Raw genomic sequence first — 17,034 nt, 5'->3', positions numbered from 1 at the left:
TAAAAAAAGAGCCCACCAAAAGGTGAGCTCTTTTTATTTTGTTATTAATACTGATTAGTATTTCACTACTTTAAATACTTCTGTTTTAGTACCGTTCGATACTTTTACAAAGTAAATGCCTGCAGTTAATAAATCTAAGTTTGGTAACGTTGTTGTATTGTTTCCGATTGATACCGGTACCAATGTTGTTGATATCACTTTACCACTGATATCTGTGATAGCTATCGTGGTGTTTGTATTTATATCTGATGCAATATCTACTGTCAACGTTTTGTTAAATGGATTCGGATAAATCTTAACGCCATTTGATACCAATTCGTTTTCGTTCACTGCTACCTGATTTGAATAGGTTGGTGTACCATCAAAATCAACTTGTTTTAATCTATAGTATAATACGTTTGATGAAGTTGCTACAAATGCGCCTAAATCTATTTTGCTATAGTTTGTTGTTTTGTTAGTGTTTCCTGCGCCTTTTATAAAACCTATTGAACTGAAGTTTTTACCGTCTACTGAACGTTCTACTTCAAATCCTTTGTTGTTTATTTCATTAGCAGTTATCCATTTCAATTGTACATTACCTTCTACATTGTTTGCTGTAAAGCTTACTAATTTAACCGGTAAAGTTGTGGTAGCACTGCTTGAGGCTGCTGCAAATTTATTGTGCATATATTTACCATTGTATTCATATACATCAAAGCTGTAACCTGTTACTGTGGTTAAGCCTGTTACGTTTACTGATGAACCTGTACCATTGTAAACTACATAGTTTCCTGTACCTGTTATGTCACCACTACTAAATGCTGCGTTAGCTGTATATAAAACTGTATCGTAAGGTACAACTGCTGTAGCTGAAGTTAACCTTGCTACTACTAAACGACCTTGACCGTTACCCGGTACAAATGCTACGTTTACTGAAGTTCCGTTAGGTGTTAAGGTTACTGTACCTGTTGGTATAGTTGGTGTTACATCACTTACTACTTCAATATTGTCAATTGCCCAACCTTCATCTGTTCCTGCTGCATCAGCACCAAAATGGAAACGAATTTTTACATTTGACTGACCGGCAGCACCTGTTAAACGAGTAGCACTTTCAATCCATCCGCTGGTTTGACTAGCGTAAGCTGAAGTTAAACTTGTAAATTTATTAGCAGTAAGAAAACCATTACCTGATGTACTGTTATACCAAGCATAACTTGTTAATGTATTGAAATTAGTACTTGTTCCTGTCTGGTCATTTAATTTAGTCCAAGTAGTACCTCCGTTCAATGAAATTTCAACATTACCTGCATCCCAACCTGGATCGTTGTTGGTTTTTATTTTATGTCTGAATCTTACTACAGGATCCTGAGTTAAAGCCGCAAAGTTAAATTGTGGTGAAACCAAAGCACCTTCTTCATCACCAACTAAACCGTAATTAGCAGTTAAGTTAGTAACGAAAGCATTTGGCGCTGAAAAAGCACTATTAAGAACTATTTTAGTAGGTGTACCACGAGCCCACGAATTTACTCTACCGTTGATAGCCTGAGTTGTCCAAGGTGTTGTTACACCATCAAAATTTTCAGCGTATGGTAAAGTAGAAATAATAGGAGCTGTAGTAAAACTATCTTGTACACTATAAGCGGTACCAACACCATTGGTAGCATATGCTCTGTAATAGTATTTAGTAGTATGTGTTAACCCTACTGTACTGAATGAGTAGGTTCCTGCAGCAACTAAAGGATTAGTAGTTGAATCAACAATACCTAAATCACCAATAGCAGGATTTGAAGTTGTTCCATAAACAATACCACTGGCTGTTACTGGGTCACCTCCGTTAGAAGTAATATTTCCACCAAAAGTAACTGATGATGCTGTTATATTAGTTGCTGGTACTTTTAATACCGATGGTACCGCAGCCGAGGCATTGGTAGTAAATGTACTATCAGCACCATAAGTAGTACCAATTCCATTTACTGCATAAGCACGGTAGTAATAAGTAGTTGAATTGGTTAAACCTGCAACATTTACAGTAAAGCTTCCGCCTGTTACCAATGGAGAAGTAGCTGAATCAACTACACCAAAACCACCACGGGTTGGTGCTGGAATAGTACTAAACACCACACCACTTGCAGTTATAGTTGCATTACCATTGCTAACAATAGTACCTGCTAAAGTTGCTTGGTTGGTTGTAATATTTGTTTTTGTTCCTGTAAGCATAGTTGGTGCAACAGGAGGAAAAACTTCAATATTATCAACAGCCCAACCTTCTTCTACTCCAAAGAAAGTAAATGTAGTTGAGTTAAATGTCATTCTTACTTTCACGTTTGATTGACCAGCAGCACCAGTTAATCTAACAGTTGACTGAATCCAGCCACCTACTTGTGTAGCATAAGAAGTACTGTTATTAGCAAACATAGCTCCTGATAGTGAATTCCAAAAACTTGTGTTAGCGGAATACCATGAGGTACTGTTAGCTGTATTAAAGTTTGCGCCTGTTCCTACTGTATTATCTAATTGTGTCCAAGCTCCATTGTTAATTGATATTTCAACAATAGCACCATCAATAGCAGTTTGTACAAACCTGAATTTATGACGGAAACGTAAAATCGGATCAGCAGTCGCAGTAGTAAAATCAAACTGAGGCGATACTAAACCTGAATAAGAATTATTGCTATAGTTACCTGTTAATTTAGTAACCCATGCATTAGGAGTACTGTAAGCTGAGTTAATATTGGTTTTTGCAGGCGTTCCTAATTGCCAATCGTTTACACCACCGCCTATAGCACTTGAAGCCCATCCTGTATTTCCTACACCATCAAAATTTTCACTATATGGTAAAGTTGATACAATAGGAGCTGTAGTGAAGCTATCTTGTGTACTGTAAGCTGTACCTATTGAGTTAATGGCATAAGCACGGTAGTAGTATTTAGTTGAGTGGGTTAAACCGGCCACATTAAATGAGAAAGAACCTAAACTAACCAAAGGAGTTGTAGTTGAATCTACTACACTACCACCACCAATTACAGGGTTTGATGTAGTTGAATAAACAACACCACTAACAGTTACAGGATCACCACCATCGGTATTAATAGTTCCACCAATAGTTGCAGTGGTTGTATTAACTGCAGTAGCTACATTACGTGTAACGGTAGCAACTGTAGCTGCACCATTGGTAGTAAATGTACTGTCAGCACCGTAAGTAGTACCTACTGCATTTGTTGCATAAGCACGGTAGTAATAAGTAGTTGAATTAATTAAACCTGTAATATTTTTAGTATATACACCAACAGTAACTACAGGGTTTGTAGTAGAATCAACAACACCAAAACCACCAAGGGTTGGAGCAGCAGAAGTTCCGATTACTACACCACTTGCCGTTACCGGTGAGTTTCCATTGCTGGTAATATTACCACCTAATGTTACTGAATTATTGGTAATATTGGTTTTTGTACTGGTAACCATAGTTGGAGCTGTTGGCAATATAACTTCAATATCGTCAATAGCCCAACCTTCGTCTGTTCCAAAAGCATCCGCTCCAAAACGGAAGCGAACTTTAACATTTCCTTGACCTGCAGCACCTACTAAAGGAGTTATACTGGTAATCCATCCGTTTACTTGTGTTGTGTAAGCTGATGAAACGTAAGAAAACTTAGGCGCCCCAACTGGACCGCTAGGTGTATTATTGTTATACCATCCGGTACTTAAAGTAGTATTAAAGTTTGAACCTGTTCCAACTGTTGAATTTAAACGGGTCCACGCTCCTCCATTGATGGAGATTTCTACTACTCCTCCATCCCAGTCACCATCTGCATCCGTATCAAATTTTTGTTTGAAACGTAATACTGGTACAAGGGTTTGTGAAGTAAAATCAAACTGAGGCGATTCTACACCACAATCAGAACCTGCATAGTTTCCGGTTAGGCCGGTAACATAAGCTTTGGTTCCAGAGTAAGCACCATTTATAAACGTTTTTGCTGGTGTACCTAAAACCCAGTCATTAACACCTCCTGTTACTATGGTTGTAGACCAACCAGTAACTCCAGCACCATCAAAGTTCTGTAAATAAGGAAGCGCACTCACTATAGGAGCAGTAGTAAAACTATCTTGTATGCTACTATAAGCTGTACCAACTGAATTAGTGGCATAAGCTCTATAGTAATATTTTGTTGAGTGTGCTAAACCTGCTACGTTAAATGAATAAGTACCGGTTGAAACTAATGGATTGGTAGTTGAATCAACAACTCCCGGATCTCCGATAGTTGGATTTGACGTAGTACCATAAACTACACCACTGGCAAGAATAGGGCTACCTCCGTCAGAAGTAATATTACCTCCAAAAGTAGCGGTAGTTGTAGTAATATTACTTGGTGCTGTTTTTAAAACACTTGGTGCAACAGCAGAAGCATTGGTTGTAAAAGTACTGTCAGGGCCGTAAGAAGTACCAACACTATTTACTGCATAAGTGCGATAGTAATAGGTAGTTGCGTTACTTAAACCCGTAACATCAACTGTAAAACTTCCACTTGCTACTAAAGGATTAGAAGCTGAATCAATTGCAGAGCCTCTAATAGGACCCGGGCTTGTACCAATAACCACTCCACTAGCGGTAACTGACGGAAAACTATTAGCAATAGTGGCTGCTAAGTTAACACTTGAAGAGGTTAAATTAGATTTAGTACCAGTAATAGGTACCACAGGAGCGCCAGGAGTAGCTATCACAATATTATCTATCCAAATTATATTTCCGAAATTAGAAAAAAACTCAAACCTTATTTGCGTTGTTCCAATAGGCAGTGCAATCGTTTTGCGACACCATTCGGTAGAGGTTGGAGTAAAACTACCTGTTATGGGGGTACCCGTAGTAATACCAGTTATAGTATCTAATAATTGGCTTGACCCCCAACCAATTAATCTTACAAATGAGGTACCGTCAAAAGCATGTATGATAAGTGAATCCGTATAGGCGGGATAAGCTCTATGTGCCACATCTAATGATAAAGAATCTCCAGAAACAGAAGACGTAAAAAGATTGGTTTCCAAACGTGCTCTATTACCAGAAGCAACATTATAGTTATTGGCTCTTACTGCAGCAACTACACCAGCCCTACCATAGCTATTTACAGTGGTTTGTCTGGATATAAGTGTTCCCGAATTTAAAGAATTTGTCCAGCCCGTGGGAGTCATTGATACATCAAAATCCTCCAAGACCCTGACCTGACCAAAAGAAAGCGCTGAAATAAATAAAAGCAACGCTAATAAGTAATTTTTTTTCATTTTAATTTAAGTTTGTTAATTTGTTTAATACAAAAATATCATTTTGATAGTCATATTTGCAAATAATAATTAAAGTTAAGTTAAGTTTACACATGAAGTTATCCGTTTTGATTTTTTTCTACCTCATTTCCAATTTGTTATTTGGGCAAATAACGCTCATTAGTCCTAACTATTTAGACACCTTAAACTATAGACAAATTATGTTTGAATATGAACAAGTAGAGGGTGCTCAAAGCTACCAAATAGAAATATCAACAAGCCTTGATCAATTTGAAAAACATATTTTTATAAAAAAAAAAATAGCAGGTTTAGCCATAAGGATTGATAGTGGCTTTAACTTCGGAAACCACTATTATTGGCGAGCTAAAGGATTCAAAAAAAATGGTAGTATTTTAACTACTTCAAATATTTCAAACTTTTATATTGCTAAATCAAATTGGAGTTCTTCTCTACTCATAAAACAGGAAACCAAATCCAATAATCCTCTAAAAATGTACAATGGTCTTATTGTGTACGATTATGGTGTTATTGCTAACAAAAAGGGGGAAGTGCTTTGGTTTTTACCAGATAACGATGGGGCATCTAGAAACTTAAATTTAAATCCAGATGGCACTATTACTTACAATGGGTCAAATGGTTCTTTTGAAACGGACTTAAATGGCAAAAAAACATGGAAAGCGCCTTTTTTTCTTAACGATACCACATTGATAAAAAATTATCATCACGATTTCAAAAAATTAAAAAATGGCCATTTTCTATGTGTTGCAGAAAAGAAACTTAGTTATGAAACAGATAAACTTTTCAGTGTAATATTTGAAATAGACCGAAAAAATAATTTGTATTGGAAATGGGACGAAGAACCTATTTATTACAAACGAATGGATAATGTTTTATCAAACCATATTAATGCCATTGACATAGATACAGATAGAGGAATTGTTTATATAAGTAATCGCAATTTAAATAGCATTAACAAAATAAGGACTGCTAGTGATACCTCCTATATTATAAAGTATATTGGAAATATTAATAATCGGTTTTTCTCTGGACAGCATAGTTTAAGTTTACTGCCAAACAAAAATTTATTACTATTTAACAACAATACTATTGATAAAGAATCACCTAATTCAGTTTCTTCTATACAAGAAATCAATCAAGTTACTTCATCAGATACTTTTGTAAATATTGTATGGGAATACAAATTTTCTTTTCCGAAAATGGAAGAAAATAAATGTGCTAAAGCCGGTGATGCAGACTTGCTACCAAATGGCAATATTTTAATCACAAGTGGTGCGAATAATAGGGTTTTTGAAGTGAACAGAAAAAAAGAAATTATTTGGGAATGCCGCTCATTTAGAAGAGATAAAGAAACAGATATTTTTACTCCTCAATCAAGCTACAGATCCCATTATTGCTCTTCTCTTTATCCCAATTATTTTACGATACAATATAAGAGTTCCAAAAACTTAAAACTAAACAAAGAACAAGAAGTTAAGTTGATAATAAATAATAATGGAAGTGACGATGATGAATATACAGTAAATGTTACATCAAATAATACAGTTATAGAAGAATGTTCTTCTACTATTGCCGTAGCTGCACAAAAAAGTAAAGAAGAAACAATAAAAATAAAAACAAAAAATATGGATGAAATAATAGTCAATATTACTTCAAAAACAAATCCGCTAAAAACCAGAAACATTGTTTATAGAGTAAACTAATGAATAAAATTTACCCATTATTTAACATTCAATTATTTTCAAATAAAATATTCCTCATTTAGCATCTATTGTGATTAATTTCGCACATCAAAAATAACCGTTGACAAATTAAATATCCAAGTAACACCTCGTAATAGTTATAGAGACTATTTTGATTTGCACTTATGTTTACACTAAAAAAAAGTGGTATACTTAATTTGATAAATATTATTTAATAAATTTATACGACTATCGGGATATAGGAAAGTAAAATAATAAAATATTGTATTTCAGCTATTTACTTCTAAGTATTTTTTAAATGATTCCAAATCAAAAGCACCGTATTGTTTATCCATGATAATATCAGCCTCTCTAATAATGAAAGTATAAGTAGTAACATGGCTATCTATATCTAGTTTAAAATTTTGCACCCATTCCTTTTGAATCAAGATATTATTGTATTCATGACTATGAGTAATCATATAAACGACAAAAAAAATTCATCACTAAACCTATTATTAGTAATAGGTCTATCAATAATTAAATAATGGTCTTCACGAGCAGTACCTTGTATTAAAAACATACCAACTTCTACCCACTCATCATTTATAAGCAGAAGTATCATTCATTTCTCTAGCTTTATATAAATAACTACCTTTTTTTATTTTCCTAATTTGTTCTAACTGGATTGGAACATTTGTTTTTCTTACTTAAAACTTGTTCTGTTCAAAGCAAATATTAAAACTAATAAATATTATTACTAACTATTTTTTCATACAACTAAAAATCAACCTTCGATTAACAACTATTTTTACTTTCCAAATCCAATTCAAAACACTGTTCAAATAGTTCTTACTTTTCATTAATCAACTTCAAATCAAAAAGGCCGCTTATCTTTTGACAAGTGGCCTTTTTGAAAATAGCAATAAGTTAGTGTTAAAAACTATTGCTCATTAAAACAATTATTAATTTAGTATTTTATTACTTTAAATACTTCTGCTTTAGTACCGTTTGATACTTTTACAAAGTAAATGCCTGCAGTTAATAAATCTAAGTTCGGTAACGTTGTTGTATTGTTCCCGATTGATACTGGTACCACAACTGTAGATATTATTTTACCACTGATATCAGTGATAGCTATCGTGGTGTTTGTATTTATATCTGATGAAATATCTACTGTCAACGTTTTGTTAAATGGATTCGGATAAATCTTAACTCCATTTGATACCAATTCGTTTTCGTTCACTGCTACCTGATTTGAATAGGTTGGTGTACCATCAAAATCAACTTGTTTTAATCTATAGTATAATACGTTTGATGAAGTTGCTACAAATGCGCCTAAATCTATTTTGCTATAGTTTGTTGTTTTGTTAGTGTTTCCTGCGCCTTTTATAAAACCTATTGAACTGAAGTTTTTACCGTCTACTGAACGTTCTACTTCAAATCCTTTGTTGTTTATTTCATTAGCAGTTATCCATTTCAATTGTACATTACCTTCTACATTGTTAGCTGTAAAGCTTACTAATTTAACCGGTAATGTGGTAGTTGTATTGCTTGAGGCGGCTGCAAATTTATTATGCATATATTTACCATTGTACTCATATACATCAAAACTGTAACCTGTTACTGTAGTTAAACCTGTTACGTTTACTGATGAACCTGTACCATTGTAAACTACATAGTTACCTGTTCCTACTAAGTCGCCACTTCCAAATGCTGCGTTAGCTGTATATAAAACAGTATCGTAAGGAGCAACTGCTGTAGTTGATGTTAACCTTGCAACTACTAAACGACCTTGACCGTTACCCGGTACAAATGCTACGTTTACTGATGTTCCATTAGGTGTTAATGTTACTGTTCCTGTTGGTATAGTTGGCGTTAAATCATTTACTACTTCTACGTTGTCAAAAGCCCAACCTTCGTCTGTTCCTGAACCATCTGAAGCAAAACGTATTCTGAATTTAACATTTGACTGACCGGCAGCTCCTGTTAAACGGGTAGCACTTTGAATCCAGTTGCTAACATTGCTTGAGAACAAGTTACTGTTTTGCGACCATTTTGAAGGAGTCATCGGACCGGCAGTACTTGAGCTATTATACCAGCTATAGCTGCTAAGTGTATTAAAGTTTACACCTGTTCCTAAGTTATCATCTAACTTAGTCCATGCACCATTGTTAATTGATATTTCTAATACTGCTGCATCCCAACCTGCTTCTGTTGTAAAGTTATGTCTGAATCTTACTACAGGATCTGATGTTAAACTTGTAAAATCAAATCTAGGTGAAACAACTGCTCCATTATGGTTATCAGAATAATTAGCAGCAGCACTTGTAAACCAGCATTTAGTTCCGCTATAAGCACCACTTAACTGTGTTTTTGCCGGAGTTCCAACAAGCCATTCATTTAAACCACCTGTAGCTACTGTTGTCCATCCTGTAGAAATACTGCTACTACCATCAAAATTTTCAGTGTATGGGAAAACTGATACAATAGGTGCAGTTGTAAAACTATCTTGTATACTATAACCTGTACCTACTGCATTACTTGCATAAGCACGGAAATAATATTTTGTATTAGAAGCTAAACCAATAGGATTAACAGTGAAAGTTCCTGAAGTAACTAAAGGACTTGTAGTTGAATCTATTACACCTGACCCCAATAAAGCAGGGTTACTGGTAGTAGCATATACAACACCACTTGCTGTTACTGGCGAACCTCCATCTGAAGTAATATTACCTCCGATATTAGCACCTGAGTCAGATACATTAGTTGCTGCTATTTTTAATATAGTTGGAGCAACGGCTGAAGAATTAGTAGTAAATGTACTATCAGCACCATAAGTAGTACCTATTCCGTTTATTGCATAAGCACGGTAGTAATAAGTAGTTGAATTGGTTAAGCCTGCAACGTTTACAGTAAAACTTCCGTTTGTAGCCAATGGAGAAGTAACTGAATCAACTACTCCAAAACCACCTAGGGTTGGTGCAGGGAAAGTACTAAATACAACACCACTTGCTGTTATAGTTGCGTTACCATTGCTAACAATAGTACCGGCTAAAGTTGCTTGGCTGGTTGTAATATTGGTTTTTGTTCCAGTAAGCATAGTTGGTGCAACCGGAGAGAAAACTTCTATATTATCAAAAGCCCAACCTTCTGATGTTCCTGAACCATCCGAAGCAAAACGTATTCTAAATCTAACATTACCCTGGCCTGCAGCTCCTGTTAATTGAGTTGTACTTTGAATCCAAGTACCTACTTTACTTGAAAATAAGCTACTGTTTTCTGACCATTTTGGAGGAGTCATTGGACCTGAAGCACTTGAGTTATTATACCAGCTAATACTATTAGCGGTATTAAAGTTACCTCCTGTTCCTAAAGTATTATCTAACTTAGTCCAAGCACCATTGTTAATTGATATTTCTAATACTGATCCATCCCAACCTGCTTCTGTTGTGAAGTTATGTCTGAATCTTACTATTGGATCTGCTGTTAAACTTGTACAGTCAAATTTAGGTGATACTACAGCTGCATCACTGTTATCAGAGTAATTAGCAGCAGTACTTGTAAACCAGCATTTAGTTCCGCTATAAGCACCACTTAACTGTGTTTTAGCCGGAGTTCCAAGAACCCACTCATTTAAACCACCCGTAGCTACCGAAGCCCACCCTGTTCCAATACTGCTACCAGCATCAAAATTTTCAGTATATGGGAAAGTTGATACAACCGGTGCAGTTGTAAAACTATCTTGTAAAGTATAAGTTGTACCGGCTGAATTTACTGCATAAGCTGAGTAATAATATTTAGTATTAGCAGTAAGTCCTATTATATTAAATGTAAAACTTCCAGTTGTTACCAATGGATTGGTAGTTGAATCAATAACGCCCAAACCGCCAATTAACGGATTAGAGGTAGTTGAATAAACAACACCGCTGGATGTTACTGCTGCACCACCATCAAGTGTAATATTACCGCCAATATTAGCTCCTGTATCAGATACATTGGTAGCTGCTATTTTTAATAATGTTGGAGCTGTTGCTGCTGCATTGGTAGTAAATGTACTATCAGCACCGTAAGAAGTACCTACCGGATTTGTAGCATAAGCACGGTAGTAATAAGTAGTACCATTTAATAAACCTGCAATATTTTTAGTAAAAGTACCACCGGTAACTACTGGGTTTGTAGTAGAGTCAACAACACCAAAACCAGCAATAGTTGGCGTTGGAGAAGTACTGAATACAACACCACTTGCTGTTATACCTGCACCGCCATTATTGGTAATATTACCACCTATAGTAGCAATATTTGTAGTAATACCGCTTTTTGTTCCTGTAACTACTGTTGGAGCTGCAGGAGAGAATACTTCTATATCATCAATAGCCCAACCATCTGCAACTGCACTGACATCTGTAACAAATCTAAATCTTAATCTTACATTTGACTGCCCTGAAGTTCCTGGTAATTGAATTAAGCTAGTAATCCAACCTCCAGCTTGAGTAGAGTATGCATTGCTATTATCAGCCCAAGAGTTTCCTTGAGTTGTCAAATTGTACCAAGCTGTTCCATTTGTAGTATTAAAATTCCCTCCAGTACCTATTACATTTTCTACTTTTGTCCAAGCACCTCCACCAATAGAAATTTCTAAAAAACCTCCATCACAACAAGACTCTGTGATAAAACGGTGTTTAAATTTCAAAACAGCATTTGAAGTAAATGCTGTTAAGTCCAATTGAGGAGAAACTAATGCAGCATCGTGGTTATCTACGTATTGCGTTGAAAGACCTGTTGTCCAACAATTAGGAGCACTAAAGGCCGCTGAAATAGTTGCTTTTGTTGGAGTACCTACTGCCCAATTATTAAATGATCCAACAACAATAACACTATTCCATCCTGTATTACCCGCGCCATCAAAATTCTGAGTATAAGGAAAGGTTGATACAACCGGTGCAGTAGTAAAACTATCTAAAGCACTATAAGCTATGCCTGTTGAGTTAGTGGCATAAGCCCTGTAATAATATTTGGTAGTAGCAGTTAAACCGGCAGGATTAACTGAAAAACTTCCTGAAGTAACAACTGGATTTGTAGTTGAATCTACAACACCTACTCCAAATTGTAAAGGATTATTAGTAGTACTATATACCACTCCACTTGAAAGAATTGGAATTCCACCATTAGAAATAATAGTCCCTCCAACAGTAGCCGTATTTGCAAGCACATTGGTAGCTACATTGCGTTGAACCGTTGGAACCGGAGCAGTTGTCGGGGTAGTAAAAGTGCTATCAGCACCATAAGCTATATTAGCACTTGTTCCAATAGTATCAAGAACGTATGCTCTGTAATGATAAGTAGTACCTAAAGTTAAACCCGTTACATCAAATGAAATGGTTCCAGAATTAACCAAAGGAATAGTTGATGAATCAATAACGCCTATGCCGCCCACTGAAGGGTTAGCTGATGTTGATATAACGATACCAGTAAAAGTTACACTAGTTGGAAGTGTACTACCAACTGTTATACCTCCTTTTAGTGTTGCAGATGATACCAATATTTTACTTGCAGATAAAGTAGTTGCAGAAGAAGGAACTGCTGCAGGAATAGTATAAGTAATTTGTAATTGAGGTTGTGTATTAGCCGAACGACCAGGGTAACCAGAAATATTATAAGTATTTGTTGATCCTCTTACATAACCTAAATTAACGTTGGCATTACCAACATTAGCTTGTAAGAACGAAATACCCGCTGGGTTAAGCGCTTTAGTTTGTAAAGCATTTGCCGACCAAGTAGAAGAATTGTAAACGGTACCTGAACCGCAATTAGCGTATAATGCCGCTCCGGTCATACTTGACGGGTCGCCAGTAAAACCAAAAACAGAATTAGTTGCACCTGATAAGGTAGAAGAAAAAGTCGTAAAAAATGCAGTAGCCGAATTAATTGTTGCACCTGCAGGTAAAAAAGAAAGATCGAATTTGGCCCATCCTCTATTGGCAGAACTATTAATGGTTACCATATCTCCATCGTTAATAGTTCCCGTAGAGCTAACAGAGCCCGATGCTAAAGAACCAGTGTTTCCATTACAATTAAGCGTAATTGTAACTGTTACTTGTGCATTCAAATTACTTATTAGCGCACCAAAAAATAGCACTACTAACAGCAACTTTGAAAACTCAAATTTGAGTTTTGTAGTTGTTTTTTCCATAAATTTAATTGTTTTGTTTGTTTGTTTGGGGCGTAAAATAGGCAATTAATAATAAATTAATGCTCGTTGATTTGTGTTTTTTTTAAATCTATTATGTTTTAAAATTATTAAGTAATTTTCTAGCCAACATTAAAATTCAAACACACTGAATAACAGACGAATAATTGCATTTGTAATTTTTACATTAAAATGAAATTAGTATACCCAATAAACGTAGTGAAAACACTACATAATCGTTGCTTTTGGAGCTATCTTCATAACAAAATATTGAATTTAATTACACACAAAATTAACATTAAAATAACGCTGCATACTAAGATATTTTAAGTGATACGGGTTAATACAGTTAAATGGCTTATCAATAAACAGGTTTCAGTCCTTTATCTTTCCAGTATTGTATAATAGGCTTAAACGGTCCATACTTGTGTTGTCGCACTGAAAAAAAATCAGCGTAAGGACCTTTATCATAGTCTATTGCTTTATCATTTATAAAAGGATAATCCCATGTTTGAGGATTGGGTCTTTTATGTATTTCATCGTTATTTACAAAAGCTGCAATATCTAAAGCTTCTTCATCAGTTAAAACAGGTTTATTCCACTTAGCCAAATCGTAAGGCATATTGGCTTTAAGCCACTGTGCCTGTTTAATTATACGGTGCATACTGGAGCCCGGTTGATATCCATAACGACCCCAAAGTGGAGGATAGGCATAAGTAACATTGTTTACGTTCATTACACCTTCGCCTTCAGGTCCATGACATCTTTGACAATGTTTAGCATATAATACCTCTCCTGCAGCTGAATTTGCTGCCCTATCCGGAAAGTTTACAGACAAGTTTTTATTTCCTAAAAAAGGCTCTTCCTTAGCTTGGCTATTAATCCATTTCAAATACGATAAAAAGGCCAACATTTCTTTTCCATCTAAAGGCAAAGGTTTTCCATTATGCGGGCGGCTTACACAATTATTTACTCGCTCAGCTAAAGATAGAACTTTCCCCTCTCTTCCCCTGTATTGCGGGTACTCATTATGCGAATTAATTAAGTTAAATGAAAATGGCTTGGTACCTGCATCCTGATGGCAGTTGGTACAATTCATTTTGTTACCTAAATACTGCCCATTGATTCCTTCCGGCCCAATATAATAAGCCGTATTAAGCATTAGGTTTCTTCCATACCTAATCATCTCTCCAAATTTATCATTCGGAATTTTATTGGTATCAATTACTAACGCTACAATACTGTCCTTTTGCTTCACTTTACCTTCCTGTACATTATTATTTGTACAAGCATATATGAAACAAAGCAGCAGCCATACCAAATGAGTAAATTTCATTGACGCAAAATAATTAATTTCAATTAACTATCTATTGAAATGGTAAAAATTTGGATAATCCTTCAATCAGTCATTTTGCTTTTTAGTCAATCCTAAATAGTACTAATGGCATCTTTCTAAAACTAATATTTAGCAATAAAATCAACAACAATTGTCAATTCTTGCTTTCTAATGTAGATTTATTCTAAATTGCACCTCTTATGATGAATCTGACACAATTAGATTTTGGGCAAAAAGCAATTATTACAAGAGTTCATGGGCAGGTATTGGCTTTAAAACTTTTTGAAATGGGTATATTACCCGGTGAAGAAGTTGAGCTGGAGAATGTAGCTCCATTTGGTGATCCGATTGCCATTAACTTAAGTGAAAGTAAAGTTTGCCTCCGTATGCAGGATGCAAGTTGTGTAGAAATTAAATTAGTGGATTAATTAATTGGAACAAAAAGAAATAACTGTAGCGCTTGTAGGCAATCCAAATTGTGGCAAAACAAGTTTGTTTAATGCCCTTACCGGATTAAACCATAAAGTATCTAATTTTCCGGGAACTACCGTTGAAAAAAAAACAGGTTCATTTAAACTAAGTGCCAATAAAAATGCACACATTATTGATTTACCCGGTACTTATAGTCTTTATCCAAAAAGTGCTGACGAATTAGTAACCTACGAAATACTGCGTAACAAAGCAGAAACTAATTACCCTGACTTGGTTGTATTTATTGCAGATGCCAGTAACTTAAAACGCAACTTGCTTTTGTTTACTCAGGTAGCAGATTTAAAAGTACCTATTGTATTGGCTTTAAATATGCTTGATGTGGCTGAACGCAGAGGCATAAAATACGATTTAGATAAATTACAGGAGAAACTACAAGTACCCATTATAAGTATCAATGCACGCAAGAAAGAAGGTATTGACAAACTAAAAGAAGTTTTGTTGGATGAAAAACTACGCATTACTGCCAAGTATTTTAGTTTAGAAAAAGTAAGCCCACAGCTATTGCTTGATATTAGCAAAGTAACTGACAAACGTAATAAATATGCGGCTCTGCAATATGCCATTAATGCATCTAGTTTATTGAGTGAAAAAGCTACGCGCTTAAGCGAAATATTTAAACACTACGAATTTGATATTATCAGTTTTCAGGAAGATGAAGTATTAACACGTTACCAAATTATTGACGAAACTGTTAAGTACGCACGTATTAAAAATACGGCTCAACTCAGATCACCTGTTACTTCAAAAATTGATAAAATACTAACGCATCGTTATTATGGTATAGCCATATTTTTAGTGTTGCTGCTATTGGTTTTTCAAGCCATGTTTAGCTGGAGCGAATACCCGAAAGAATGGTTGGAATACGGACTAAACTCATTCACCAATTACGTAGAAAAAACACTCCCGGCAGGTATACTAAACGACTTAATAGTACATGGTATCCTTGCAGGATTAACAGGTGTAATCGTATTTTTACCACAAATTATTTTGTTGTTTTTATTTATAGCCATATTGGAAGATGTGGGCTATATGGCACGTGTTGGTTTTATTATGGATAGAATTATGCGTCCGTTTGGTATGAACGGAAAATCTATTGTACCATTAATTGGCGGTATGGCTTGTGCTGTACCCAGTATTATGGCTACACGTAGTATTGAAAACAAAAAAGAGCGTTTAATAACCATATTGGTAACACCACTCATGAGCTGCTCCGCCCGTTTACCTGTATATACTTTATTAATTGGTATGATGCTAGAAGACTCTGCCAAATGGGGTCCTTTTAACATGCACGGTTTGGTATTAATGCTGATGTATTTAATTGGTTTTTTTGCCGCTTTACTCAGTGCATGGATGTTTAAATTTTTTATTAAACAAAAGGAAAAAACCTATTTTATTTTAGAGTTACCGGGCTACAAAGTACCCGTGTTTTCAAACCTGTTAATTACTATTTATGAAAAAGGAAGCGCTTTTGTTTTTGGTGCAGGTAAAATAATTATTGCTGTATCAGTTATACTATGGGTATTGGCTTCTACAGGGCCAAATGCCAATATGCAAGCTATAGAGAAAAAATACACTACGCTTTTAAACAGCGATACCTTAACTGAATTGCATAAAAAAGAATTGCACTTACAAAGAAATGCACAAAAGCTGGAAGCTAGTTATGCGGGTGAGTTTGGTAAGCTAATTGAACCTGTTATTCGTCCCTTGGGTTTTGACTGGAAAATAGGTATTGCCTTACTTACTTCCTTAGCCGCACGCGAAGTATTTGTGGGTACCATGACAACCATATATAGTGTAAATAACGATGGGGATAATAGCTTTAGCCATATTAAAGAAAAAATGATGGCTGAGATAAGCCCACGTACCCATAAGCCCAGTTACAATACCGCTACTTTTCTTTCCTTAATGATATTTTATGCTTTTGCTTTGCAATGTATGAGTACCATAGCCATTGTACGCAAAGAAACAGGTAGCATTAAATGGCCTCTTATACAATTTGTATACTTAACAGCATTGGCTTACGGCAGTAGCTTCTTGGTATATAATTTGTTTAGTTAGCGCTC

Annotated in this window: 8 protein-coding genes; 3 read left to right on the top strand and 5 right to left on the bottom strand. The window is 35.3% G+C overall.

The features are described 5' to 3' along the window. Positions 1-54 precede the first annotated feature (54 nt). Entirely contained in the window at positions 55-5,253 is a 5,199-nt protein-coding gene (locus V4538_03840) for a T9SS type A sorting domain-containing protein (protein MES2380147.1), read from the bottom strand. 92 nt (positions 5,254-5,345) lie between these two features. Here V4538_03840 and V4538_03835 point away from each other — a divergent pair, with 92 nt between their 5' ends. Next, positions 5,346-6,974, top strand: a complete 1,629-nt coding sequence (locus tag V4538_03835) for an aryl-sulfate sulfotransferase (protein ID MES2380146.1) — start codon at positions 5,346-5,348, stop codon at positions 6,972-6,974. Positions 6,975-7,243: 269 nt separating this feature from the next. Here V4538_03835 and V4538_03830 read toward each other — a convergent pair whose 3' ends face one another. The 4 genes from V4538_03830 to V4538_03815 all read right to left on the bottom strand — a co-directional run bounded on the left by V4538_03830 (position 7,244) and on the right by V4538_03815 (position 14,479). Further along, positions 7,244-7,435, bottom strand: coding sequence for a hypothetical protein (locus V4538_03830; GenBank protein MES2380145.1), 192 nt, complete (start codon positions 7,433-7,435; stop codon positions 7,244-7,246). After that, positions 7,432-7,578 (bottom strand): hypothetical protein, encoded by a 147-nt coding sequence (locus V4538_03825; protein ID MES2380144.1) that lies wholly within the window; start codon positions 7,576-7,578, stop codon positions 7,432-7,434. Before V4538_03825 ends, V4538_03830 begins: the two co-directional genes overlap by 4 nt. 345 nt (positions 7,579-7,923) lie before the next feature. Next, positions 7,924-13,146: a T9SS type A sorting domain-containing protein gene (locus V4538_03820; protein ID MES2380143.1), complete on the bottom strand. Its 5,223-nt coding sequence runs from the start codon at positions 13,144-13,146 to the stop codon at positions 7,924-7,926. 358 nt (positions 13,147-13,504) lie between these two features. Beyond that, positions 13,505-14,479, bottom strand: coding sequence for a c-type cytochrome (locus V4538_03815; protein ID MES2380142.1), 975 nt, complete (start codon positions 14,477-14,479; stop codon positions 13,505-13,507). A 200-nt stretch (positions 14,480-14,679) separates the two neighbouring features. Between V4538_03815 and V4538_03810 the strand changes: the two genes are divergently transcribed. Together V4538_03810 and feoB are read left to right on the top strand one after the other, a co-directional pair. Beyond that, entirely contained in the window at positions 14,680-14,907 is a 228-nt protein-coding gene (locus tag V4538_03810) for a FeoA family protein (protein MES2380141.1), read from the top strand. A 4-nt stretch (positions 14,908-14,911) separates the two neighbouring features. Continuing rightward, complete coding sequence (gene feoB, locus V4538_03805; protein MES2380140.1) at positions 14,912-17,029, top strand: ferrous iron transport protein B; 2,118 nt, start codon at positions 14,912-14,914, stop codon at positions 17,027-17,029. Positions 17,030-17,034: the final 5 nt, after the last annotated feature.

It is taken from the genome of Bacteroidota bacterium, assembly GCA_040388375.1.
GTDB lineage: Bacteria > Bacteroidota > Bacteroidia > UKL13-3 > UKL13-3 > JAAFJM01.
This window is presented reverse-complemented; position numbering and strand designations above follow the sequence as displayed.